Source organism: Mesorhizobium sp. SEMIA396 (genome assembly GCF_024518615.1).
Lineage (GTDB): Bacteria > Pseudomonadota > Alphaproteobacteria > Rhizobiales > Rhizobiaceae > Mesorhizobium.
Genome location: NZ_JANIFC010000002.1, coordinates 1 through 23736, shown reverse-complemented (window position 1 = coordinate 23736; position 23736 = coordinate 1). Strand labels below are relative to the sequence as shown.

Annotated in this window: 23 protein-coding genes; 18 read left to right on the top strand and 5 right to left on the bottom strand. The window is 62.8% G+C overall.

From position 1 onward, the window contains the following. Positions 1–7: 7 nt before the first annotated feature. Entirely contained in the window at positions 8–1093 is a 1086-nt protein-coding gene (locus tag NP503_RS05035; RefSeq protein ID WP_127270274.1) for a glycine betaine/L-proline ABC transporter ATP-binding protein, read from the top strand. After that, positions 1090–3072 carry a proline/glycine betaine ABC transporter permease gene (locus tag NP503_RS05030; protein WP_127270277.1) on the top strand — a complete coding sequence of 661 codons (1983 nt, stop codon included), beginning with the start codon at positions 1090–1092 and terminating at the stop codon, positions 3070–3072. The genes NP503_RS05035 and NP503_RS05030 overlap by 4 nt, the downstream gene beginning before the upstream one ends. Before the next feature lie 11 nt (positions 3073–3083). Here NP503_RS05030 and NP503_RS05025 read toward each other — a convergent pair whose 3' ends face one another. Continuing rightward, positions 3084–4442 (bottom strand): NAD(P)-binding domain-containing protein, encoded by a 1359-nt coding sequence (locus tag NP503_RS05025; protein WP_127270280.1) that lies wholly within the window; start codon positions 4440–4442, stop codon positions 3084–3086. Positions 4443–4759: 317 nt separating this feature from the next. On the opposite strand from NP503_RS05025, the gene NP503_RS05020 reads away from it, so the two are divergent. Both NP503_RS05020 and NP503_RS05015 read left to right on the top strand, forming a co-directional pair. Continuing rightward, a complete protein-coding gene (locus NP503_RS05020; RefSeq protein ID WP_127270283.1) occupies positions 4760–5476 on the top strand; it encodes an XRE family transcriptional regulator in 717 nt (238 codons plus the stop codon). Positions 5477–5626: 150 nt separating this feature from the next. After that, positions 5627–5998, top strand: coding sequence for an endonuclease domain-containing protein (locus NP503_RS05015; RefSeq protein WP_127270285.1), 372 nt, complete (start codon positions 5627–5629; stop codon positions 5996–5998). 119 nt (positions 5999–6117) lie between these two features. On the opposite strand, the gene NP503_RS05010 is transcribed toward NP503_RS05015, so the two are convergent. From NP503_RS05010 to NP503_RS04995, 4 genes are all read right to left on the bottom strand, one after another. Next, positions 6118–7158, bottom strand: coding sequence for a DUF3445 domain-containing protein (locus tag NP503_RS05010; RefSeq protein WP_127270288.1), 1041 nt, complete (start codon positions 7156–7158; stop codon positions 6118–6120). 91 nt (positions 7159–7249) lie between these two features. Next, entirely contained in the window at positions 7250–8215 is a 966-nt protein-coding gene (locus tag NP503_RS05005) for a PDR/VanB family oxidoreductase (RefSeq protein ID WP_127267808.1), read from the bottom strand. Next, a complete protein-coding gene (locus NP503_RS05000) occupies positions 8212–8808 on the bottom strand; it encodes a dimethylamine monooxygenase subunit DmmA family protein (protein ID WP_127267809.1) in 597 nt (198 codons plus the stop codon). Before NP503_RS05000 ends, NP503_RS05005 begins: the two co-directional genes overlap by 4 nt. A 141-nt stretch (positions 8809–8949) precedes the next feature. Further along, the gene (locus tag NP503_RS04995; RefSeq protein ID WP_127267810.1) at positions 8950–10083 is read right to left on the bottom strand and encodes an aminomethyltransferase family protein; all 1134 of its coding nucleotides are present in this window, start codon (positions 10081–10083) and stop codon (positions 8950–8952) included. 286 nt (positions 10084–10369) lie between these two features. Between NP503_RS04995 and NP503_RS04990 the strand changes: the two genes are divergently transcribed. From NP503_RS04990 to NP503_RS04925, 14 genes are all read left to right on the top strand, one after another. Next, positions 10370–10657, top strand: a complete 288-nt coding sequence (locus NP503_RS04990; protein WP_027036059.1) for a hypothetical protein — start codon at positions 10370–10372, stop codon at positions 10655–10657. Positions 10658–10683: 26 nt separating this feature from the next. Continuing rightward, entirely contained in the window at positions 10684–11061 is a 378-nt protein-coding gene (locus tag NP503_RS04985) for a hypothetical protein (RefSeq protein WP_013532899.1), read from the top strand. A 36-nt stretch (positions 11062–11097) separates the two neighbouring features. Then, entirely contained in the window at positions 11098–11259 is a 162-nt protein-coding gene (locus NP503_RS04980; protein WP_013532900.1) for a hypothetical protein, read from the top strand. Between the two features lie 14 nt (positions 11260–11273). Continuing rightward, on the top strand, positions 11274–12668 hold the full coding sequence (locus NP503_RS04975) for an APC family permease (RefSeq protein WP_127267811.1): 1395 nt from the start codon (positions 11274–11276) through the stop codon (positions 12666–12668). Between the two features lie 45 nt (positions 12669–12713). Then, positions 12714–13403 carry a hypothetical protein gene (locus tag NP503_RS04970; RefSeq protein ID WP_164748761.1) on the top strand — a complete coding sequence of 230 codons (690 nt, stop codon included), beginning with the start codon at positions 12714–12716 and terminating at the stop codon, positions 13401–13403. Beyond that, complete coding sequence (locus NP503_RS04965; protein WP_127267812.1) at positions 13400–13723, top strand: hypothetical protein; 324 nt, start codon at positions 13400–13402, stop codon at positions 13721–13723. The genes NP503_RS04970 and NP503_RS04965 overlap by 4 nt, the downstream gene beginning before the upstream one ends. Before the next feature lie 103 nt (positions 13724–13826). Beyond that, on the top strand, positions 13827–14723 hold the full coding sequence (locus tag NP503_RS04960) for a glutamine amidotransferase family protein (RefSeq protein WP_063167616.1): 897 nt from the start codon (positions 13827–13829) through the stop codon (positions 14721–14723). A gap of 4 nt (positions 14724–14727) precedes the next feature. Continuing rightward, positions 14728–15453: a GXGXG domain-containing protein gene (locus NP503_RS04955; RefSeq protein ID WP_027036064.1), complete on the top strand. Its 726-nt coding sequence runs from the start codon at positions 14728–14730 to the stop codon at positions 15451–15453. A 6-nt stretch (positions 15454–15459) separates the two neighbouring features. Continuing rightward, positions 15460–16788 (top strand): FMN-binding glutamate synthase family protein, encoded by a 1329-nt coding sequence (locus tag NP503_RS04950; RefSeq protein WP_127255237.1) that lies wholly within the window; start codon positions 15460–15462, stop codon positions 16786–16788. Between the two features lie 61 nt (positions 16789–16849). Continuing rightward, positions 16850–18157 (top strand): type III glutamate--ammonia ligase, encoded by a 1308-nt coding sequence (gene glnT, locus NP503_RS04945; protein ID WP_127270291.1) that lies wholly within the window; start codon positions 16850–16852, stop codon positions 18155–18157. A gap of 36 nt (positions 18158–18193) precedes the next feature. Further along, positions 18194–19447: a sarcosine oxidase subunit beta family protein gene (locus tag NP503_RS04940; protein ID WP_127270293.1), complete on the top strand. Its 1254-nt coding sequence runs from the start codon at positions 18194–18196 to the stop codon at positions 19445–19447. Positions 19448–19464: 17 nt separating this feature from the next. Further along, positions 19465–19740 carry a sarcosine oxidase subunit delta gene (locus tag NP503_RS04935; RefSeq protein WP_127269579.1) on the top strand — a complete coding sequence of 92 codons (276 nt, stop codon included), beginning with the start codon at positions 19465–19467 and terminating at the stop codon, positions 19738–19740. Positions 19741–19969: 229 nt separating this feature from the next. Beyond that, positions 19970–22951, top strand: coding sequence for a sarcosine oxidase subunit alpha (locus tag NP503_RS04930; RefSeq protein WP_127269577.1), 2982 nt, complete (start codon positions 19970–19972; stop codon positions 22949–22951). Further along, a complete protein-coding gene (locus NP503_RS04925) occupies positions 22944–23573 on the top strand; it encodes a sarcosine oxidase subunit gamma (RefSeq protein WP_127269576.1) in 630 nt (209 codons plus the stop codon). Before NP503_RS04930 ends, NP503_RS04925 begins: the two co-directional genes overlap by 8 nt. Positions 23574–23736 lie beyond the last annotated feature (163 nt).

The following is a 23736-nucleotide window of genomic DNA, read 5'->3' as shown; positions in this document are numbered from 1 at the left end:
CGTTTGAATGACGGACAAGACTGAACAGGGCGCCAAGGGGGCGGGCACGCCAAAAGATGCCCGCCCGATAAAGCTTGCCTGCCGCAATGTCTGGAAGCTGTTCGGATCGAACGCGGCCAATTTCATCCGCGAACGCGACGGCAAGGCCAGCATGGCCGACGTCACAGCTGCCGGACTTGTCGGCGCGGTGCGCGCCGTCGACCTCGAAATCCGCCAGGGCGAGATCTTCATCATCATGGGCCTGTCGGGCTCCGGCAAGTCAACGCTGGTGCGCTGCATGTCGAGGCTGGTCGAGCCGACCCACGGCAAGGTCGAATTCGAAGGCAAGGATCTGCTGAAGATTTCGGATGCAGCGCTGATCGAGCTGCGACGACACCGCATGGGCATGGTGTTCCAGAATTTTGCCCTGCTGCCGCATCTCAACGTGCTGGAGAACATCGCCTTCCCGCTCAGCATCCAGGGGCAGGATCGGCCGACACGCGAGGCACGGGCGCGCGAGGTGATCGAACTCGTTGGGCTCCGTGGCCGCGAGCATTTCTATCCGCGCGAATTGTCCGGCGGCCAGCAGCAGCGTGTGGGCATCGCCCGGAGCCTCGCGACAAAACCGGAAATCTGGTTCCTCGACGAGCCGTTCTCGGCGCTCGACCCGCTGATCCGCCGCGAAATGCAGGATGAGCTGATGCGGCTGCAAACCATGCTGCACAAGACCATCGTCTTCATCACCCATGATTTCGACGAGGCGATCCGGCTGGCCGACCGCATCGCCATCATGAAGGATGGCGAGGTCATCCAGATCGGCACGCCGGAGGAGTTGGTGGTCAATCCGGCGACCGACTATGTCGCCGAGTTCACCCGCGACGTCGACCGCGCCAAGGTGATTTCGGCACGCAGCCTAATGCGCGCCTGCGACGGCTCGGAGCATGGCGGAACGGTGGCGCCGGAGGCCAAGATCGCCAGCTTCTCGGCCGGTATCGTTGCCGCCAACAAGCCGTTCGCGGTGGTCAACGGCACCGGCAAGCCGATCGGCGAGGTGACGCCGCAAGCGGTGATCGATCTGCTGGCCGGCATCGATCGCTCAAGGGTCGGCGCATGACGGTGACAGCAAGCGCCAGCGAGACGCGGTCGCGACCGATTCAGGTCTGGCTGCTGGTCTGGGCGGCAGCGCTTGGCGCCGTGCTTGTCGTGTTCCTGTTGCAGGACCGCCTGCCCTGGGCCGTCAACTATCCGGCAAGTGCCGTCGTGCCGGTCGCCGATTGGGTCAGCGCGCTGATGCGCTGGATCAAGTCGAACCTGTCCTGGTTGACCCGCTCGATCACCGCTGTGCTCGGCGTTCCCCTCGATTTCGCGCTCAATCTACTGGCCAAGAATTTCAAGATCGGCCACGGCGCTGACGCCTATATCCTGCCGCGCCTGTCCTGGGTCGGCGTCTGCGCCGCCGCCTTCCTCGCCGGTCATGCCGCTGGCGGCAGAAAACTCAGCCTGCTGGTCGGCGGCTGCTTCCTCTACATCGCCCTGTTCGGCCAATGGACCAGCGCCATGCTGACGCTGGCGCTGATCTCCATCGCCGTGCCGTTCTGTATCGTCACCGGGCTGTTCGCCGGCATCTGGGCGTGGCGCAGGCCATGGGCCGAAAGGCTTATCGTCTCCCCTGCCCTCGACCTGATGCAGACGATTCCGACCTTCGCCTATCTCATCCCGATGCTGCTGCTGTTCGGCAACAGCCCGGTCTCGGCGATGATCGCGACCGCCATCTTCGCCACGCCGCCGATGGTGCGGGCAACGATGCTCGGCCTGTCGCGGGTGCCGTCGGAGATCGACGATTTCAGCGAGATGGCAGGCTGCACGGCGCGGCAGAAACTGTGGCGAGTGCTGCTGCCCTCGGCACGGCCGACACTGATGGTCGGCGTCAACCAGGTGATCATGCTGGCGCTGAACATGGTGATCATCGCCTCGATGATCGGCGCCGGCGGCCTCGGCTACGACGTGCTCCTGGCGCTGCGCGCACTGAAGGTTGGCGAGGCGATGGAAGCCGGCCTTGCCATCGTGGCACTGGCCATTGCGCTCGACCGGCTGAGCCAGGCCATCGCGCACAAGCAGGCAGAGGGGAATACCCATCAGCAGGCGGGCCCGAGCTTCTGGCAGCGCTATCCCAATCTGACGCTGGCGATCGCCATCCTTGTGGTGACGACATTTCTCGGCCTGTTCGTGCCGGCCTTCGCGGGAGTGCCAAAAGCGATCACCTTCACCACCGCGCCGCTGTGGAAAGCAGCGGTGAACTGGGTGACGATCAATTTCTTCGACACGATCGAAGCGTTCCGCGTGGCGCTGATCCTTAATTTGCTGAACCCGCTGCGTGCCTTTTGCGAAGGGTTTCCCTGGCTGGGCGCGGTGTTCCTGCTCGGCCTTGCCGGCTATCAGCTCTCCGGCCTGCGGCTGGCCGCGCTGGTGGCAGCGCTGACTGCCTTCTGCGCCATCACCGGCCTGTGGGAAAAGACCATGGCAACCGTCTATCTCTGCGGTATCTCGGCCTTCATCGCCTGCCTGGTCGGCATCCCGATCGGGCTGATGGCTTCAAGCAGCGACCGCTTCGAGAAGATCGTCACGCCGGTCATCGACACGCTGCAGGTGCTGCCATCCTTCTGCTTCATCATTCCGGTGGTGATGCTGTTTCGGGTCGGCGATGTCACGGCGATGATCGCCACCATTGCCTTCGCCGTGGTGCCGGCCATCCGCTACACCAATCACGGCATCAGGCAGGTGCCGCCGGCGCTGATCGAGGCGGCAAAGGTGTCGGGCTGCACGCCGCGCCAGACCTTCTTTCGCGTGCAACTGCCGCTGGCGCTGCCGGAGATCATGCTGGGCGTCAACCAGACGATCCTGATGGCGCTGGCGATGATCATCATCTGCGCCATGGTCGGCACCCGCGATCTCGGCCAGGAAGTGTTCATCGCGCTGTCCAAGGCCGATTCCGGCCGCGGCATCGTCGCGGGTCTGGCCATCGCCTTCATCGGCATTGTCGCCGACCGGCTGTTCGGCGCCTGGACGGCGAAGGCCAGGGCAAGGCTGGGGTAGCAGGCGCCGCCCTACTCCGCCGCGACGCCCTTCACCTCGAGATAGCTCTCCATCGAATCGTCCAGCGCCTGCAGCCACGGCGTATGATGCAGCGGCGCCATGGTGCCCGTCATCAGCGAGCGGTAGGCGTGGTCGCGGAAGCCCATGATGTTCTCCGCCTTGTGGTGTTCCCATTCCATGAAGGTCTGGTTGACCGCCTCGACGTCGAAGCCCGGATAGTCGGTCTGGTCCATCAATTCCTTGGTGTAGTCGCCCTGGAACCAGATCATCTGCTCGGCGTCTTCGAGCGTCTCCTCGCGTGCGCGCCATTTCGCGCCGTGCGCAGCCATCGCCTCGGCCGAGGGCAGCTTGATGCGGCCCATGATGACGTCGCGGGCGAACCAGGCCTGCGCGTCGAACATGTTGAAGGTGTAGAACTGATCCTGCATGCCGATATAGGAGAGCTGCGGGTTCTTCTCCCAGACGACGCCTTCATAGAGGTCGAGCGGCCACATGCGGTTGGCGGTCTTGAGCTTCAGATCGTCGGTGAGGAAGGGGAAAGAATGGAGATAGCCGGTGCACAGGATGATGGCATCAACGTCTTTCGTGGTGCCATCCTTGAAATGCGCGGTTTTGCCGACGACCTTCTGTAAGAGCGGCACCTCTTTCCAATTCTCCGGCCATTTGAAACCCATCGGCTTCGAGCGGTAGCTGGAGGTGATGGATTTGGCGCCGTATTTGTAGCATTGCGAGCCAATGTCCTCGGCCGAATAGGAGCGGCCGATGATCAATATATCCTTGCCCTTGAATTCCATCGCGTCGCGGAAATCGTGGCTATGCAGGATGCGGCCGTTGAAGGTCGAAAAGCCCTCGAAATAGGGCACGTTGGGCACCGAGAAATGCCCGGAAGCGACAACGACATTGTCGAACTCTTCCGAATAGGTGACGTCGTTGGTGCGGTCATGCGCGGTGACGGTGAATTTCTTCGTCTCGTCGGAAAACGTCACCATGCGCACCGGGCTGTTGAAGCGCACCCATTTGCGAAGGCCTGATTTTTCGACGCGTCCCTTGATGTAGTCCCACAGCACGGCGCGCGGCGGATAGGAGCCGATCGGCCGGCCGAAGTGCTCCTCGAAAGTATAGTCGGCGAATTCCAGGCACTCCTTCGGTCCGTTCGACCAGAGATAGCGGTACATCGAGCCGTGCACCGGATCGCCATGCTCGTCGAGGCCCGTGCGCCAGGTGTAGTTCCACAGGCCGCCCCAGTCCGACTGCTTTTCGAAGCAGACGATTTCGGGAATGTCGGCGCCCTTGTCGGCCGCCGACTTGAAGGCCCTGAGCTGTGCCAGGCCGGACGGGCCGGCTCCGATGACGGCAACGCGACTTTTCATGGCAGGCCTCCCGATCTGGTTTCGACTTTTGTCTTGACGCAATTCCCGAGGGGAAAGCGCTATGCGCTTGTCCCGGAATTGCTCTTACGAAACAAATTTCACTCACAGGACAGTAATTGGCCCTTTCGTGCTGTCAACAGCCCGATGCTGAAACAAGGTTTCGCCGATGTGGATTTCCCGCGAAAAACCGGACGCGGCCAAACATCATTATCATGCGCATGCGCGTTCACGCGACTTGCCGTCGCAGTTGCGCTCCTGTATCGGCACCTGACATGTTCACCTAGAGTGAAATAAATCCCAGGAGTGCCGGGGGCGACATGGCGAAGAAGGTTTCCGATCCCAAGGCTGGTCTTGCCGGTGCGACGGCCAAGCCGCTGCCAAAGGTCTCGGCCGACGGCAAGACCATCCGCGCGCCGCTGACGCAGAACCCGCATGCCATTCGCGACACGCGCGAAAAAGTGCTGGAGGTGGCGATCGGCCGCGAGGTGCGGGCCTTCCGCAAGAAGCTCGGCATCACCGTGGCTGATCTCGCGGTCGCCACCGACATTTCGCTCGGCATGCTGTCGAAGATCGAGAATGGTATCACCTCGCCGTCGCTGACCACCTTGCAGGCACTGTCGCGGGCGCTCGGCGTTCCGGTCACCGCCTTCTTCCGCCGCTTCGAGGAAGAGCGCAGCGCCGTCTTCGTCAAGGCCGGCCAAGGTCTCGATGTCGAGCGCCGCGGCACCCGCGCCGGCCACCAGTATAACCTGCTCGGACATATCGGTTCCAACACCAGCGGCGTCGTCGTCGAACCCTATCTGATCACGCTGACCGAGGATTCCGATGTGTTCCCGACCTTCCAGCATGAGGGCATGGAGTTCCTCTACATGCTCGAAGGCGAGGTCGTTTACCGGCACGGCAGCAACCTCTACCCGATGAAGCCCGGCGACAGCCTGTTCTTCGACGCCGACGCGCCGCACGGGCCGGAGCAACTGACGAAACTGCCGATGCGCTATCTGTCGATTATTTGCTATCCGCAGAGCGCGGGTTAAGCGGGACTCGATCTCCCCTTGGTCTCTCGTGAGGAGATCGGCTTCGCGACGGCTCCTCTTTTGCACTGGTGATTGGCGAAAGCTGAAGTGACATTCGATCTCCCCCCTGGAGGGGGAGATGTCCGGCAGGACAGAGGGGGGCGAACCGCGATGACGCACAATCTGGTATCCGCCAACAGCCGCCGCAATGCGCGCACGATGCGCAAGGTGATGACCGATGCCGAACTCAAGCTTTGGAATGAGATCAGGGCACACAGGCTGATGGGACTGGGGTTTCGGCGCCAGATGCCTATCGCCGGCCATATCGTCGATTTTGCATGCCCGGACAAAAAGCTGATCGTCGAGCTTGATGGTTCCCAGCATGGCCGGGCCGAAACGTCGGAATCGGACGCTGCAAGAACCGCCAAATTCGAAGCGCTGGGCTGGACGGTCCTGCGCTTCTGGAACGACGATGTCATTCGCGATATCGACAATGTCTGCCAGCATGTCATGATTGTGGCTGGGCTGGGCGACGCGTCGTAAGCGCGGAGGTGGAGATTGGGCAAGGCAGGCGCTCCACGGCGCCCCCCTCTGCCCTGCCGGGCATCTCCCCCTCTTGGGGGGAGATTGGCTGCTTTGGGGGCAGCGCCAACATCAGCTATTCAATCCGGCCCAAACCCTGGGCTCGTCGCGCTCCCATCGTCCAGCTTCGACAGCCACTCGACCAACGCCGGGCGATAGCGTGTCAGGCCCTTGTAGTTGGCGAGTTCGTCAGGCAGGTCGCGGATGACGCGGTGCAGGCGCCGGGCCCATTTTGGCTGCGTCACCAGTTCATCCATTTTGATCAGATAGCAGCGGATCGGGAAGACGATGCCGTTGGAGCGCGGCAGCCGCCAGAAGCTCTGCAGTTCGACCCGCAGATGCACCTTGTCGCCGACATTCTCCGGCGTCACCGTCGCCCGGTCCGGCCCCCATTTGTGGTAGTTCTCGGGGCTGGTGTCGAGGCGCGGATTGATGGTCATCGTCCAGTTCAGGCGTCGAGCCGGCTTGCCTTGCTGGATGTTGGTGAGGAATTTCAGCGCCCTGACGAAAATCCCCTTCTCATGCGCCAGCGGCACCGGCGCATGCCATTCGAAGAAGTTCATGCCGATGTCGAAATCGAGCGACCAGTCGGCCTGGGTGGTGACCATGCCGGCATCCATCCACAGATTGCCGTCGCGCTGGTCGAGGATGCAGAAATCGCCCTGGCTCTGCCGGGTGATGTATTCCATCGGCCCGTAAGGCAGCGTCGAGGTGTCGCCGAAAGTGAAGGTGTCGTCGATACCGAGCGGCCGGTTGATCCAGCGCCAGCGATCGCCGTCGCGGGTCAGCGTGAAATGCTCGGGATAGCCCAGCGCCTGCTGCTCCATCAAAAGCTCGAGCAGGTCCCAGCCGGCCAGCGTCATGTGCGGCAGCGACTGGCAGCGCAGCGGATCCTCGGCCAGCACCAGCGCGCGGTCCTGCATCTCGGCGACATAGTGCTCGTCGACGTCGATCAGGTTTTCCAGCACGCTGCCCCTGGGTCCGACGACATGCGGCTCGATGTTGACAGCATACATGTAGGCGTCTTCGTGGAACGGGAACGGGAAGCGCCTTATGTGCTCCGGGCTGTTCTTGAAGGTGAAGTCATCGCGGAACGTTTCCTTGCGAAAGGTGATGCCCATGATTTTCTCCTAGAGCGGGCTGCCCGCTCTATCTCTTTGTTTTAGCCGCATTTCTGCGACGCCAAGTGTATCCACTTGGCTGCAAAATGCTCTACCGTTCCAGGACCAGCGACCGGCCTTCGAAGCGCGACACGCACGGCATGATCTTCTTGCCCGAACGGTGCTCTTCCTCGCTCAGCCAGTGGTCGTTGTGGATGAACCTGCCGTCGCAAGAGATGACGTTGGTCTCGCACTGGCCGCAGACGCCGCCACGGCAGAGATAGGGCGGATCGACGCCGGCCGCCTCGATCGCTTCCAAGAGGCTCTGCTGTTCATCGACGCGGATCGCCTTGCCGCTGACGGCAAGCCTCACGTCGAACGGCAGTCCGGGTTGAGGTGCCGCGAAATGCTCGAAATGCACGGTTTCCGCCGGCCAGCCGAGGCTTGCCGCGCGATCGCGCACCCAGTTGATCATGCCAGCCGGGCCGCAGACATAGAGATGCGTGCCGAGCGGCTGTGTCGACAGCAACCGGTCGAGTTCGATGCGCTCCTCAAGGTCGTCATGATAGAGCCTGACCCGGCGGTCGTAGCGCTCGCGCAGCACATCGGCATAGGTGCCGAGCGATGCGGTGCGGCAGGTGTAGTGCAGTTCGAAATTGCCGCCTTCCGCCGCAAGCTGAGCGGTCTGCGCCATGAACGGCGTGATGCCGATGCCGCCGGCCAGCATCAGATGCTTTTTGGCGCGCAGGTCGAGCGAGAACAGGTTGACGGGGTAGCTGACCACCATCTCCATGCCCGGCTTGACGCTCCGGTGCATGAACAGCGAGCCGCCACGGCCGACATCGTCGCGCCGCACCGAGATCGTGTATTCGCGCGTATCGAGCGGCGAGCCCATCAGCGAATAGGGATTGAGCCTGGTGCGTTCGCCGTCGCGCATCTCGACCACGACATGGGCGCCGCCGGAAAAAGTCGGCAAAAGCTGCCCGTCGCGCCGGCGAAAATGGAAGCGGGTGACGAGGTCGTTGACCGGGACGACGTCGCTGACAACGACATCGAGTTTTGTTGTTCCGGTGCTCATCGAAAAATCTCCTCCATCGGAGGAATCTCCGAGCGATCTTCCGCATTGATGCAGACGCCCTGGAAGGCTGCGATGCGCCTGGAATAATGGTCGCGCACCAGAAGCAGCAGGCCGCAATGCGCGCAGGTCGCCGGCTGCGTCGTCACATTCTCGGTGATGCCCTTGCAATGGACACATTGCATGCGCCGCGCCAGCGAGCCGCGGTGCTCGGTCTGGATCGAAGTGTGGTCGATGCCGGCTTCAAGCGCCACCTGCATCGCCTGGCCGATCAGGCCCTCCGTGCCGGCGAGATAGAGGCGCAAGCCCATATGCGCGTTGGCCAGTGTCTGCCGGAGCCGTGGCAGCAGGCTGGCAAAGGACGGCGCCTGGTGGAACTGTGCCGGCTTCAACGCTTCGAGTGCGACGGCATGTTTGCCGTCAAGCCCGGGAATGAAGACGATTTCGGCGTCGCCGAAAAACCCGGGCGGCGCCCTCCCGGCCATCTCCGCTATCGCCAGCGCCCCTTCCGCGTCCGCGATGAAAAGATGATGCTTGCCGGGTTGCGGAGACAAGGTTCCGTAAACGGGCCGGCTGATGATACTTTTGGCTGCCATTTATGTCTTCGTGCCTTCGAGCGCTTCACCGTTTCATAGAAACGGCGGACCGCTCTATCTCTTTGCTTCGACGCAATTCCGGACGGAAAACCGTTTCACACTTTCCTGGAATTGCTCGAACCCCTCGGTGTTGACTATGCCTCAACCTTTCGCCGCGCGCTTGGTCTTCTTGGGATCATCGAAGGGAAGCGGCTGCGCCGTCGCCTTGATGGCACCGCTCTTGTTGCGGATTTCGAGCTTGGTGTCCTTGACCGCGCAGTCCACGTCGAGCCGGGCGATGCCCATCGATTTCTCGACCAGCGGCGAATACATGGCACAGGTTACTACGCCGACCTTTTTGCCGTCGCGATAGACCGGCGCTCCTTCATCGGCCGGCTCCTTGCCGTCGAGCAGCACGCCATAGATCTTGAAGCGCTCCTTGCCCTTCAGGCGATAGTGCTCCTCGGCGCCGCGAAAGCCGGTCTTGCCGGGGCTGACGGTGAAGTCGAGGCCGAGTTCCCACAGCGTGTCGCCCGGGCCTTCGTTCTCAAACGGATACTTCTGGGAATTGTCGTAGGGGTAGAAGAGCAGATAACTTTCGACGCGCAGCATGTCGAGCGTGGTGAAGCGGCACGGAATGATGCCGGCGCTCTTGCCCTCGTCGAGGATCCTGTCCCAGATCGTGCCGGCATCCTGGCCGCGGCAGAAGATCTCGTAGCCGCGCTCGCCGGTATAGCCGGTGCGCGATATCATGACGGGCAAGCCGAACAGTTGCGTCTGCATGTGATGGAAATAGTTGAGGTCGCGAATGCCCGGCACATGCTTGGCTAGATAGTCGACTGCTGTCGGACCCTGCAGCGACAGATCGTGCAGATTGTCGTCGAAGCGCAGCGAGACGTCGCGGCCCATAGCTGCCCGCTGCAACTCCTCATGGCCGGTGCCCGAACCATGCACGACCATCCAAGCGTTGGGGCCGGTGCGGTAGAGGATGCAATCGTCGGTGAATTTGCCCGCCTCATTCAGCATGCAGGCATAGGCCGACTTGCCGGGATAGATCTTTTCGACATCGCGTGTGGTGGCGAGGTCGATGAGATGCGAGGCGTGCGGCCCTGATATGTGGACCTTCTTGAGGCCGGAGACATCCATCAGACCAGCCTTGGTGCGGATGGCGATGTACTCCTCGTCGGCATCCTTGTCGTAGGTCCAGGCGGTTCCCATGCCGCTCCAGTCTTCGAGCTTCGAACCGAGCGCTCGGTGCCGATCCGCCAGGGTCGAAAATCTCCAGGATGCCGTCATCCGCTCGTCCTCCGTTTCGATAATGCTCTGCTGTTCCCTGCCCCCTGCGCAGCGGCGGGAGCTTTGGCCGAATATTGATCGCAAACCTCCGGGCGCCGCAATACCCATAAGCAATTAATTTCATTGTCAGGCAAAATCCGCCGCGCAAACCAAACGGTTAACCCCACGTAAATCGCGCTTGACAATTGCGGGATTCAGACAGAACTTATGAAAAAAATTTCACTCTGTTGAAAGAGGACGACGGACGGGGGATTCGGAACCGGACGGCGGAAAAGGGGAGAAACCGATGTCAGACATGCAACAGCGCATCGAAGCGCTGTATCGTTCCGACGTGCGCGGAGCCGCGCTCCTGATCGTCTGCCTGTGGGCGACGATCCTCTTCGTCCTCCTCATGACATGGCCCTACATCCCGCACAGCGGCATCAAGGCCGTGGTCGCGATCGCCGCCGCCGCCGTGCTGATCTTCAACACGGCCGCCATCCTGGCGATGGTCAAGCACTACAAGGAAGACAAGGAATTCATCTACGGGCTCGATATCAAGAACGCCGACGCGTTCCGCAACCGCAAGTCCTGAACCGCAAGTCCTGAGGGGTAGAAGAGATGTCCCGCTACACGCCGCCGGAACAAAGCAAGGCCGGGCAGGTTTTCGACATCGCCGTCGTCGTCGTCGCCATTTTCGTGGCACTGTGGCTACCGCTCAAGCTGGGCCTCGCCGGCGCGGCGAAATCCATCGACGCGCTCGACGCCAAGACCTGGGAAGCGCTAGGCCAGAACCCGACCATGGCGTCTATCTGGGAAAAGCTCGGCTATACGCCCGAGACCGCGCACGACATCATCCAGAACCGCTTCCACTATGTCATCGACTGGCCGACGCTGATCATCATGGCGGCGGTGCTGATCGGTTATTTCGTCTTCCTGTTTCGTGCATCAGACCGCGAATATCGCGACGTCATCAACGAAAAATTCGACGACAAGTAAGAGTTCTGAGGACGATTTAATTCGGGGGACACGATCATGTGGGTGGCACTCTCTTACGCATGCTGGGGCATCTCGATCGTGCTCGCTTTGTGGATGCTCTACGACTGGTTCAAGGTTGACACGACCTTCTCCGAAGAGGTGCTGACCTCCTCGCGCGAGGGCGAACTGGAAGCCACTTCCGAAAAACACCGGATCTGAGTGAGGATTGAACAATGACGATCGCACTTGAACCGGCTGCCCAAGGGGACAGAGTTTCACTCCTGCGCGTGCTCGGACCGGCCCATGTCTGGGCGCTCGGCGTCGGCATCGTCCTGGTCGGCGAATTCACCGGCTGGAATTTCTCGGCGGACAAGGGTGGCGCACTGGCCGCGCTGATCGTCTGCTGGGTCGTGGGATTGCTCTACACCTCGGTCGCCATGATCGATTCCGAGGTGACATCGACCGTGGCCGCCGCCGGCGGCCAGTATGCGCAGGCAAAGCACATCGTCGGACCGCTGATGGCGTTCAACGTCGCGCTGTTCCTGGTCTTTGCCTACACCATGCTCGAAGTGTCCGACGCCATCCTGCTCGGCGACACCATCGTCGCCAAGGCCGGCGTCGAAGGGCTCACCCACAATTCCTTCATCGCCGCGACCATCGTCGTGCTGGCGTGGCTGAACTATCGCGGCGTGCTGATGACGCTCAATGTCAACTTCGTCATCACAGCGGTCGCCTATATCTCGATTGTCATCCTGTTCTTTTCGGTCAGCCCGTGGACGCAAGGCGCCGTGCTGAAGCTGAACGAGTTGGTCACGCCAGGCAATGCACTCCCCTATGGCTGGATTGGCGTCATCGCCGCCTTCCAGTTCGGCATCTGGTACTATCTCGGGATCGAGGGCACCACACAGGCCGCCGAGGAAGTGCGCTCGCCGGCCCGCTCGCTGCCTTACGGCACCATGGCCGGCATGATCACGCTTTTGATCGCCGCCGCCATGACCTGGTATGTCTGCGCCTCGATGATGCCATGGGAATATCTCGGCATCACCTATTATCCGCTGTGGGACGCCGGCAAGCTGACTGGCAGCCCGCTGCTCGAGAACCTGTTGTTCGTCGCCACGCTGCTTGCTGCAATGGCCTCCGCCAATGGCTGCATCAACGATGCGGCGCGCGCCTGGTTCTCGCTCGGCCGCGACCGCTATCTGCCGACATGGTTCTCGGCCGTGCATCCGAGATATCGCACGCCCTATCGTTCGATCCTGTTCCTGCTGCCGATCGCGCTGGCCTTCGCCTTCATCGCCGACCTCAACCAGGCGATCACCTTCTCGATCCTGTCGGGCGTGCTGCAATACACGTTCATGAGCATCAACATCATCATGTTCCGCAAGAAGTGGCCGCTCGGCTCGATCCGCCGCGGCTACACGCACCCCTTCCACCCGATCCCGGCCATCGTGCTGTTTTGCCTGTGCGTGGTGACCTTCTTCGCCATCTTCCTCGGCTTCGGCTCGCAACTGATCGCCATGGTCGCCTTCTATTTCCTGATCTCACTGTGGTTCCATTTCTATCGCTACAAATTCGTGCGGCGCGGCGATCAGTTCACCATGCCGTGGCCGAAGCCGCAGGGTTATTGATGGGAGTAGGCCGGTCCGTATCCTGGATGGGCGTGGCATGAGAAAATGTCCGAGCTGACATCAGCACTGCTGGCCGGAGCCATTGTCCTGGCTATCGTTCTCCACCTTGCCTGGCAGGCGCGTGCCAGCCGCAACAGGGCATCGATGGCGCTTGCCGTCGAGCAGGACCGCATCCGCACAGCCATCGCCGACGCAGCCAATGTCTCGGACGGCACCGCCGGCGTCATCACCTGGGAAGGATCCTGGAACAGCCAACGCGTCCAGGTGCGCACCATCGTCGACACACTGGCGACGCGGAAACTGCCGGCGCGCTGGCTCAGCATCTCGGTCACCGAGCCGGTGGCCGTGCCCGGCACCTTCGACATGATGATGCGGCCGGGGTCGCCGACGACCTTCTCCAATTTCGATCATCTCGACCACACGCTGCCGAAGAGTTCGGCATTTCCGGCCGAGGCCGTGTTGCGGACGGATCGCAGGGGCGTCCACTTCCCACTGGAGACCATCGCCGGCCACCTCGGGATTTTTTCCGAAGGGCGCGCCAAGGAACTGCTGATCACCCCGAAAGGGGTACGCATCGTGTGGCTGCTGGCCGAAGCCGAACGGGCGCGCTACGGTGTGTTCCGGCAGGCCGAATTTGGCGACGCCACACTCGATCGTGCGCTGATCGAAAGACTGCTGATGTCGGTGTCGGCGCTTCGCGACGCCATCAACAAAAGCGAACGGCAAGCCGCATGACCATTCCCACCACGGCACCCACCAATCCCTATCTGGTTCTCGGCGCCGCAATCGTGCTGCCGGGAAGCGGGCACGTCATTCTCGGCGTGCCGGTGCGCGGCCTTCAGTTCCTTTTCTTCATGGTGATCCTGGCATGGGTGACGGCCAAGATCGCACCGCCCGATGCCAGCTTCGTCGGCCGTCACGCCGGCGGCTTCCTGATCTATGCCTTGTCGATTCTCGACGCCTACAAGCTCGCCCGCATCCGCTCCGCCAAATGGGTTCACAATGCCCGGCGAGACGGCGACAGTGCGCAGAGCGGCATTGAGCCGCATAGGTAACTAGAGGAATATTTTTTTCATACGATTGAATTTGTGCAGCTCATTCGATACATCCTCTCTTAGCTACAAACGATCTCTTAGCTACAAACATCGGGAGGCTGACATGTGTGGAATTGTCGGACTGTTTTTGAAGGACAAGTCGCTGGAACCCCAGCTTGGTGCGATGCTGTCGCAGATGCTGATCTCCCTCAGCGACCGCGGTCCGGACAGCGCCGGTATCGCCATCTATGGCGCGCCTTCCAAGAATGAGGCCAAGATCACCATCCAGTCCGCCAAGCCCGACCGCGATTTCCGCGGCCTCGAGGCGGAGCTCGCCAAGGCCATCGGCACGCCGGTGACGATCGCGGTGAAATCCACCCATGCGGTCGTCAGGACCACGCCGGCCAAGATCGATGAAGCGCGCGAAACCATCCAGGCGCTGCGCCCCGACATCCGCATCATGGGCGCCGGCGACGTTGTCGAGATCTACAAGGAAGTCGGCCTGCCGGAGGCCGTCGTCGATCGCTTCGACGTCCGCAAGATGACCGGAACGCATGGCATCGGCCATACCCGCATGGCAACGGAATCGGCAGTGACGACGATGGGCGCGCATCCGTTCTCGACCGGTGCCGACCAGTGCCTGGTGCACAATGGCTCGCTGTCGAACCACAACAATGTCCGCCGCGAACTGATCCGCGAAGGCATGACGTTCGAAACCGAAAACGACACCGAGGTTGCTGCCGCCTATCTCTCGTCGCAGATGGCGCATGGCAAGAATCTCGGCGAGGCGCTGGAAGGCACGCTCTCCGACCTAGACGGCTTCTTCACCTTCGTCGTCGGCACCAAGAACGGTTTTGGCGTGGTGCGCGACCCGATCGCCTGCAAGCCCGCTGTCATGGCCGAAACCGACCAGTATGTCGCCTTCGGCTCGGAATATCGCGCGCTGACCAAACTGCCCGGCATAGACAATGCGAGGGTCTGGGAACCCGAGCCCGCAACCGTCTATTTCTGGGAGCATTGAGTTCATGCCCGCAACCACGCTTTCAAAGACTGCGGCACACGATCCTCGGGTCTTCGATCTCGACCAGCTGTCGCTGCGCGAACTCAATCAGGCGCTGCACAATCTGGCGCCGGGCTCGAACGAAACGGCATGGGAAGTGCTGAACCCGAAAGGCAGCCATTCGGTCGCCGTCGGCGTCGACCAGCCTGTTGCCATCGATGTGCGCGGCAGCGTCGGTTATTACTGCGGCGGCATGAATTCCGGCAGCACCATTACCGTGCATGGCTCGGCAGGCCCCGGCGTCGGCGAGAACATGATGTCGGGCTCGATCACCATCAAAGGCGACGCCAGCCAATATGCCGGCGCCACCGGCAAGGGCGGCCTGCTGGTCATCGAAGGCAACGCCTCGTCGCGCTGCGGCATTTCGATGAAGGGCATCGACATCGTCGTCCACGGCAATATCGGCCATATGTCGGCTTTCATGGCGCAGTCGGGCAATCTGGTGGTGCTGGGCGATGCCGGCGACGCGCTGGGCGATTCCATTTACGAGGCGCGGCTCTTCGTGCGCGGCAAGGTCGAAAGCCTCGGTGCCGACTGCATCGCCAAGGAGATGCGGACCGAGCATCTGGAATTGCTGCAAGGCCTGCTCGACCGTGCCGGCATCACCGGCGTCAAGCCGTCGGAGTTCAAGCGTTACGGTTCGGCGCGCACGCTCTACAATTTCAATATCGACAACGCCGACGCGTATTGAGGCAGCATGACCTATCGCAACCCGCCGACGACGCCGCGCAAATCCGCGACCTTCGACGACTACACGCTTTCCGAGATCCGCCGTGCCGCAGCGACCGGCATCTATGACATCCGCGGCGCCGGCGCCAAGCGCAAGCTGCCGCATTTCGACGACCTTCTGTTCCTCGGCGCATCGATCTCGCGCTATCCGCTCGAAGGCTATCGCGAGCGCTGCGACACATCAGTCGTGCTCGGCTCTCGCCATGCCAAGAAGCCGATCGAGCTAAAGATCCCGATCACCATCGCCGGGATGAGCTTCGGCTCGCTGTCAGGCCCCGCCAAGGAGGCACTCGGGCGCGGCGCGACCCTGTCGGGCACCTCGACCACCACCGGCGACGGCGGCATGACCGAGGAAGAGCGCGGCCATTCAAAGCAGCTGGTCTATCAATATCTGCCGTCGCGCTACGGCATGAACCCGCGCGATTTGCGCCGCGCCGATGCGATCGAAGTCGTCGTCGGCCAGGGCGCCAAGCCGGGCGGCGGCGGCATGCTGCTTGGCCAGAAGATTTCCGACCGCGTCGCCGAGATGCGCACGCTGCCCAAGGGCATCGACCAGCGCTCGGCCTCGCGCCATCCCGACTGGACCGGACCCGACGATCTCGAGATCAAGATCCTGGAACTGCGCGAAATCACCGACTGGGAAAAGCCGATCTACGTCAAGGTCGGCGGCGCCCGGCCCTACTACGACACCGCGCTTGCCGTGAAGGCCGGCGCCGATGTCGTTGTCGTCGACGGCATGCAGGGCGGCACCGCCGCCACCCAGGAAGTGTTCATCGAAAATGTCGGTATGCCGACGCTTGCCTGCATCAGGCCGGCGGTGCAGGCGCTGCAGGATCTGGGCATGCACCGCAAAGTGCAGCTGATCGTCTCCGGTGGTATCCGCAACGGCGCCGATGTCGCCAAGGCGCTGGCGCTCGGCGTCGACGCGGTCTCGATCGGTACGGCTGCCCTTGTCGCGCTCGGCGACAACGATCCCCGCTGGGAGGCGGAGTATAACGAGCTCGGCACCACCGCCGGCGCCTATGACGACTGGCACGAGGGGCGCGACCCCGCCGGCATCACCACGCAGGACCCCGAATTGATGAAGCGGGTCGACCCGGTGGCTGCCGGGCGCCGGCTGGCGAACTACCTCAAGGTGATGACGCTGGAAGCGCAGACCATCGCGCGTGCCTGCGGCAAGAACAGCCTGCACAATCTCGAACCCGAGGACCTCGTCGCGCTGACGATCGAGGCAGCCGCCATGGCCGGCGTGCCGCTGGCCGGCACCAACTGGATACCGGGGAAGAACGGCTTCTAATCAACGAAGGGCCGACTCCCGCATACTCGGGAACAACAATCGATAAAAATGGGGAACTATCGTGGCAACTGATCTTGCAGAATTCGCAAGGGCGAAAAACGTCAAATATTTCATGATTTCCTACACTGACCTGTTCAGTGGCCAGCGTGCCAAGCTGGTGCCGGCACAGGCGATCGCCGACATGCAGAAGGATGGCGCCGGCTTTGCCGGGTTCGCCACCTGGCTGGACCTGACGCCGGCACATCCCGACATGCTGGCGGTGCCGGATCCGGATTCGGTGATCCAGCTGCCGTGGAAGCCGGAAGTCGCCTGGGTCGCGGCCAACTGCATCATGGACGACAAGGAGGTCGACCAGGCGCCGCGCAACACGCTGAAGCGGCTGATCGCGGAAGCCGCCAGCGACGGCATGCACGTCAAGACCGGCGTCGAGGCCGAGTTCTTCCTGATCTCGCCCGACGGCAAGACGATTTCCGACGAATACGACACGGCCTCAAAGCCCTGCTACGACCAGCAAGCGGTGATGCGTCGCTATGACGTCATCGCCGAGATCTGCGACCACATGCTGGCGCTCGGCTGGGGCGCCTACCAGAACGACCACGAGGATGCCAACGGCCAATTCGAGATGAACTGGGCCTTCGACGACGCGCTGGCGACCGCGGACAAGCATTCCTTCTTCAAGTTCATGGTCAAGTCGATCGCCGAGAAGCATGGCCTGCGCGCGACGTTCATGCCCAAACCGTTCCAGGGCCTGACCGGCAATGGCTGCCATGCCCATATCTCGGTCTGGGATAAATCGGGCAAGACCAACGTTTTCGCCGACAAATCGATGGAGCTCGGCCTGTCGGCCAAGGGCCGGAATTTCCTCGGCGGCATCATGAAGCATGCCTCGGCGCTGGCCGCGATCACCAACCCGACGGTCAATTCCTACAAACGCATCAACGCGCCGCGCACCATTTCGGGCGCGACCTGGGCGCCGAATACAGTGACCTGGACCGGCAACAACCGCACCCACATGGTGCGCGTGCCCGGCCCGGGCCGCTTCGAACTGCGACTGCCGGATGGGGCGGCCAACCCCTATCTGCTGCAGGCGGTTATCATCGCCGCCGGCCTCGACGGCATCCGCTCCAAGGCAGATCCCGGCAAGCGCTACGACATCGACATGTACCAGCATGGGCACACGGTGAAGGGCGCGCCAAAACTGCCGCTCAACCTGCTCGACGCGTTGCGCGAGTTCGACAAGGACAAATCGCTCAAGGCGGCGCTGGGTGAGGAATTCTCGTCGGCCTACCTAAAGCTGAAGCACCAGGAATGGAATTCCTATGCTTCGCACTTCACGCAATGGGAGCGCGACCACACGCTGGATATCTGACCACCAGCGTGACGCGAGCGACCTCGGAATGAACTGATGAAATATTCGATCTTTTCGCTCGCCCGCGCCGCCCTGTCCGGCCACAAGAACTGGCAACGCACCTGGCGCGACGCCACGCCGAAGGATCGCTACGACGTGGTGATCATCGGCGGCGGCGGCCACGGGCTTGCCACCGCCTGGTTTCTCGCCAGCGAGTACGGCATCAAGAATGTCGCCGTACTCGAAAAAGGCTGGATCGGCTCCGGCAATGCCGGCCGCAACACCACCATCATCCGCTCCAATTACGGCCTGCCCGGCAACACCGGCTTCTACGAATTGTCGATGAAGCTGTGGGAGCGGATGGAGCAGGACCTCAACTACAATGCGATGGTCAGCCAGCGCGGCGTCATCAACCTCTACCACTCCGACGCACAGCGCGACGCTTATGCGCGGCGCGGCAACACCATGCGCATCAACGGCATCGACGCCGAACTGCTCGACCTCGCTGCCGTCAAGAAGATGATCCCGTTCCTGAACTTCGACAATGCGCGCTTTCCCGTGCAAGGCGGGCTCTTGCAGCGGCGCGGCGGCACGGCGCGGCACGATGCGGTGGTCTGGGGCTATGCCCATGCGGCGAGCGAACTCGGCGTCGACATCATCCAGAATTGCGAAGTCACCGGCTTCGTCAGGGACGCCAATGGCAAGGTGACCGGCGTCGAGACATCGCGCGGCAAGATCGGTGCCGGCAAGGTCGGCATGGCGGTCGCCGGAAGTTCGTCGCGCGTCGCGGCGATGGCCGGCCTGCGCCTGCCTATCGAAAGCCATGTGCTGCAGGCCTTTGTCTCCGAGGCGATCAAGCCGCTCATCCCTGGTGTCATGACCTTCGGCGCCGGCCATTTCTACGTCAGCCAGTCCGACAAGGGCGGCCTCGTCTTCGGCGGTGACATAGACGGCTACAATTCCTACGCCCAACGCGGCAACATGCCTGTCATGGAGGACGTCTGCGAGGGCGGCATGGCGCTGATGCCGATGATCGGCCGCGTGCGCCTGCTGCGCCAGTGGGGCGGCATCATGGACATGTCGATGGACGGTTCGCCGATCATCGACAAGACGCCGGTCGACGGGCTCTATCTCAACGCCGGCTGGTGCTATGGCGGCTTCAAGGCGACACCAGGCTCCGGCTTTGTCTTTGCCCATCTGCTGGCGCGCGACGAATCGCACGAAGAAGCCGCTCGGTTCCGTCTCGACCGGTTCCGTACCGGCGCCATGATCGACGAAAAGGGCCAAGGCGCCCAACCGAACCTGCATTGAAGGCGGTCTAGAACAGCATGCGCATTGTCTGTCCCTTCTGCGGCGAACGCGAACTCGGCGAGTTCACCTATCTCGGCGACGCCAAGCCGGTGCGGCCGGTCGCCGACGCCTCGGAAGACGAGGTCTTCAACTATGTCTATCTGCGCGACAACGTCGCCGGACAGACCAGCGAACACTGGTACCATGGCGGCGGTTGCCGGGCCTGGCTGAAGGTCACCCGCAACACGCTGACGCATGAGATTTCCGCCGTTGAGCCGGCGGCTGGCGTGGGTGCGAGGCAGGTCGCGAAATGAATTTTCTTGTGCAAGTCAGCGCCGCCCCTCACCTGCCTGCCGGCATCCTCTCCCCGTATAGAGACGGGGAGAGGGACCTGGCTGCTATTCCTGCAGCGTTGATGATTAGCGAAATCGTGGACGAGAGCGTCCTTCTCCCCGTCACTATACGGGGAGAAGTGCCCGGCAGGGCGATGAGGGGCGGCTCGACGCTGCCGCATGACATCGAAGCGACGAAGGGTCGGCAATCGTGACTTCCAGCCAATCCCATCGGCTCGGCAATGGCGGTCTCATCGACCGCTCGGTGCCACTGAACTTCCGTTTCGACGGCAAGGCTTTCTCCGGCTTCCAGGGCGATACGCTCGCCTCCGCGCTGATCGCCAACGGCGTCAAGCTGGTCGGCCGCTCATTCAAATACCATCGCCCGCGCGGTATTCTCACCGCTGGTTCGGAAGAACCCAACGCGCTGGTCGAGCTGCGCACCGGCGCACGGCGCGAGCCGAACACCAAGGCGACGACAGCCGAACTCTATGACGGGCTCGAGGCCGCCAGCCAGAACCGTTGGCCGTCGCTGCGCCACGATTTGATGTCGGTGAACCAGCTGTTCGCGCCGATCTTCGTTGCCGGCTTCTACTACAAGACTTTCATGTGGCCGGCGAAATTCTGGGAAGCGATCTACGAGCCGGCGATCCGCCGCGCCGCCGGCCTCGGCCGTGCCTCAGGCATCGCCGATCCCGATCACTACGACAAGGCATGGGCGCATTGCGATGTGCTGATCGCCGGTTCAGGTCCGGCCGGTTTGGCCGCGGCATTGGCAGCCGGCCGCGCTGGCGCCCGCGTCATCCTGTGCGAAGAGGATGTTGTCCCCGGCGGCCGCCTGCTGTCGGATGGCGGCACGATCGATGGTGTTCCGGCCGCCGAATGGCTGTCGCGGACGCTGGCTGAATTGGCCGATATGCCGGACGTCCGCATCATGACCCGCACGGCACTATTCGGCGTCTACGATGGCGGCGCCTATGGCGCGATCGAGCGGGTCAACGACCACCTGCCCTCGCCGCCTCAGCATCAGGTGCGACAGCGGCTGTGGCGGATCGTGGCGAAGCGCTGCGTCGTCGCGGCCGGCGCCATCGAACGGCCGATCGTCTTTGCCGGCAACGACACGCCCGGTGTTATTATGGCGTCCGCCATGCGCACCTATGTCGCGCGCTATGCGGCGACACCGGCAAAGCGCCTCGCGCTGTTCACCAACAATGAGGATGGCTGGCGCACGGTCGAGACTGCACTCGGGGCCGGCCTGCAGATCGCGGCGGTCATCGATGCACGGTCCGAAGTGTCGCCAGCGCATCGTTCGCTGGCCTCCAAGGGCGGCTTCCCGGTGCTGCATGGTTCCGTCAGCGGCGTCGATGGCGGCAAGGATGGCGTCAGGAAAATCGCGGTCTCGCTGACCGGTGGCGCGCGCGCCGAGGTCGAAGCGGACGGCCTCGCGGTCTCTGGCGGCTGGAACCCGGCTGTCGGGCTGACTTCCTACCATCGTGGCCGGCCGAAATGGCAGAACGACATATCTGCCTTCGTGCCGGACGGCGCGCCTCCAGGCATGGTCGCCGCGGGTGCCGCCAATGGCGATTTCGGCCTCGGCGCCTGCCTGAGCGAGGGATTTGCCGCCGGCGCGGCAGCGGCGCGTGACACGGGACATAGCGGCACAGTGGGTATCGCGCCTGCCGCCGACGACGAGGCATTCTCGCTGACGCCGCTATGGCACGTCGCCGGCAAGGGCAAGGCGTTTGTCGATTACCAGCACGACGTCACCGCCTCCGACATCGAACTGGCGCAACGCGAAGGCTTTGAATCCGTCGAGCACCTGAAGCGCTACACGACGCTCGGCATGGCGACCGACCAGGGCAAGACCTCCAATGTCGCCGGCCTTGCCATCATGGCCGCGGTCAGCGGCCGTTCGATCCCCGAGACCGGCACGACAATCTACCGGCCGCCTTACGTGCCGGTCGCCATCGGCGCCTTCGCCGGTCATCATCGCGACGAGACGTTTCATGCGACGCGGCTGACGCCGTCGCACCACTGGGCGGCCGAACAGGGCGCAATCTTCGTCGACACCGGCCTGTGGAAACGTGCGCAATGGTACCCTCGCGCCGGCGAGAAGGACTGGCTGGAATCGGTGACCCGCGAGGTCAAGGCGGTGCGCGGCGGCGTCGGCTTCTGCGATGTCTCGACGCTCGGCAAGATCGACGTGCACGGCCCCGATGCCGGCGCCTTTCTCGATCGCGTCTACATCAACACCTTCTCCAGCCTCGCCGTTGGCAAGGCGCGCTATGGGCTGATGCTGCGCGAGGACGGCATCGTCTATGACGATGGCACGACATCGCGGCTGGCCGAGGACCACTATTTTCTGACCACCACCACGGCCAAGGCCGGGCTGGTGATGCAGCATCTCGAATTCTGCCGCCAGGTGCTGTTCCCGGAGCTCGACGTGCAGCTCACTTCCGTCTCGGACCAGTGGGCGCAATTCTCGATCGCCGGGCCGAAGACACGCGACCTGCTCAGGGAAATCGTCGACCCGGCCGAAGACCTTTCCAACGAAGGCTTTCCATTCATGGGCGCGCGCGAAGTAGCACTTCGCGGGGGCCTGAGGGCACGGCTGTTCCGTATCTCGTTCTCAGGCGAGATGGCTTTCGAGATTTCAGTGCCGGCGCGCTTTGGCGATGCCATGGCGCGCAATCTGATGCTGGCCGGCGCGCCATTCGGCGTGACGCCCTACGGCACCGAGGCGCTCGGCGTCATGCGCGTCGAAAAGGGCCACATCGCCGGACCGGAACTGAGCGGCACGACGACGGCGGCCGATCTTGGCCTGGGCAAGATGATGTCGACCAAGAAAGACTATATCGGCCGCGTCATGGCCGGACGCGAGGCGCTGGTAGCCCCGGACCGGCAGGTCGTCGTCGGCATCAAGCCGACGGACAAGGCACGCCGGCTGCGCTCCGGTGCGCACATCATCCCGAAGGGACAGACACCCGGCCCCGGCAACGACCAGGGCTATGTCACCTCGGTCTGCTTCTCGCCGACGTCGGATCAGTGGATCGGGCTCGCGCTTGTCGAACGCGGCCGCGAACGCATCGGCGAGATCGTGCATGGGCATGACCCGTTGCGCGGCGAAGACTACGATGTCGAACTCTGCAATCCCGTCTTCTACGATCCGGATGGAGGGCGCCAGCGTGGTTGATTTTTCCTGGGCTCCCCGCAGTCCCCTTGAAAAGGCGCTTGTTGCCGGCGTGCATGGTGCACGCGGTATCGAGGCCGGCGTCTCGCTGACCGAGATCCGCAATTTTGACCTGATCCAGATCATGGCGAGGCGCGGCCAAGGGGCTGATCTGGCGAAAGCGGCCAGGGCCCGTTTCGGCGCGGTGCCACCGGATGCGCCGAAGGCGGTACAGACTCCGGATGCCACGCTGATCTGGTCGGGGCCGGATCAGTTCTTCGTTCTGTCAAACGGCGGCAAGCACACGACGCAGACGTTGACGCCGGCATTCTCCGGCTCCGCCTCGCTGTCGGATCAGTCGCATGCACGGGTCTTGATCAGCATTTCGGGCGTCAAGGCACGCACCATGCTGGCGAAACTGTCTTCGATCGACTTGCACCCAACGACGTTCCCGGTTGGCGCCGCCGCCGCGACATCGATGGATCACACCAGCGTCACGCTCTGGCGCGGCGGCGATCGGCCGGATGGGCAGGCGGTGTTCAACCTTCTGGTGTTTGCGACCTTCGCCGAAAGCCTTTGGCATACGGTGCTGGATTCGGCTGCGGAGTATGGTGTCGATATCCGCCACAGCGAGGAACTGGTCTAGTTTTCAGTTTTCGTCGGAATGGCCAATTCCGAGCGTCGGCGCCGCCCCTTGTATCTGCACGAGATGATTATGTGCGATGGAAGCGATTGAGCCTCGGGCCGGATGGCCATCCGGCCCGAGGCTTGGCGAAGTCGCCCGCTGCCCCTCCGGCTACAACCGTCAA

Coding starts and splice junctions, on each gene's coding strand:
- NP503_RS05015 (WP_127270285.1), top strand. CDS start 5,627: ATGACGCACAATCTGGTATCCGCCAACAGCCGCCGCAATGCGCGCACG.
- NP503_RS05005 (WP_127267808.1), bottom strand. CDS start 8,215: ATGAGCACCGGAACAACAAAACTCGATGTCGTTGTCAGCGACGTCGTC.
- NP503_RS04940 (WP_127270293.1), top strand. CDS start 18,194: ATGAAATATTCGATCTTTTCGCTCGCCCGCGCCGCCCTGTCCGGCCAC.
- NP503_RS04950 (WP_127255237.1), top strand. CDS start 15,460: ATGACCTATCGCAACCCGCCGACGACGCCGCGCAAATCCGCGACCTTC.
- NP503_RS05030 (WP_127270277.1), top strand. CDS start 1,090: ATGACGGTGACAGCAAGCGCCAGCGAGACGCGGTCGCGACCGATTCAG.
- NP503_RS04995 (WP_127267810.1), bottom strand. CDS start 10,083: ATGACGGCATCCTGGAGATTTTCGACCCTGGCGGATCGGCACCGAGCG.
- NP503_RS04960 (WP_063167616.1), top strand. CDS start 13,827: ATGTGTGGAATTGTCGGACTGTTTTTGAAGGACAAGTCGCTGGAACCC.
- NP503_RS04980 (WP_013532900.1), top strand. CDS start 11,098: ATGTGGGTGGCACTCTCTTACGCATGCTGGGGCATCTCGATCGTGCTC.
- NP503_RS04955 (WP_027036064.1), top strand. CDS start 14,728: ATGCCCGCAACCACGCTTTCAAAGACTGCGGCACACGATCCTCGGGTC.
- NP503_RS05020 (WP_127270283.1), top strand. CDS start 4,760: ATGGCGAAGAAGGTTTCCGATCCCAAGGCTGGTCTTGCCGGTGCGACG.
- NP503_RS05035 (WP_127270274.1), top strand. CDS start 8: ATGACGGACAAGACTGAACAGGGCGCCAAGGGGGCGGGCACGCCAAAA.
- NP503_RS05010 (WP_127270288.1), bottom strand. CDS start 7,158: ATGGGCATCACCTTTCGCAAGGAAACGTTCCGCGATGACTTCACCTTC.
- NP503_RS04985 (WP_013532899.1), top strand. CDS start 10,684: ATGTCCCGCTACACGCCGCCGGAACAAAGCAAGGCCGGGCAGGTTTTC.
- NP503_RS04970 (WP_164748761.1), top strand. CDS start 12,714: ATGTCCGAGCTGACATCAGCACTGCTGGCCGGAGCCATTGTCCTGGCT.
- NP503_RS04965 (WP_127267812.1), top strand. CDS start 13,400: ATGACCATTCCCACCACGGCACCCACCAATCCCTATCTGGTTCTCGGC.
- NP503_RS05000 (WP_127267809.1), bottom strand. CDS start 8,808: ATGGCAGCCAAAAGTATCATCAGCCGGCCCGTTTACGGAACCTTGTCT.
- NP503_RS04990 (WP_027036059.1), top strand. CDS start 10,370: ATGTCAGACATGCAACAGCGCATCGAAGCGCTGTATCGTTCCGACGTG.
- NP503_RS04975 (WP_127267811.1), top strand. CDS start 11,274: ATGACGATCGCACTTGAACCGGCTGCCCAAGGGGACAGAGTTTCACTC.
- NP503_RS05025 (WP_127270280.1), bottom strand. CDS start 4,442: ATGAAAAGTCGCGTTGCCGTCATCGGAGCCGGCCCGTCCGGCCTGGCA.
- NP503_RS04935 (WP_127269579.1), top strand. CDS start 19,465: ATGCGCATTGTCTGTCCCTTCTGCGGCGAACGCGAACTCGGCGAGTTC.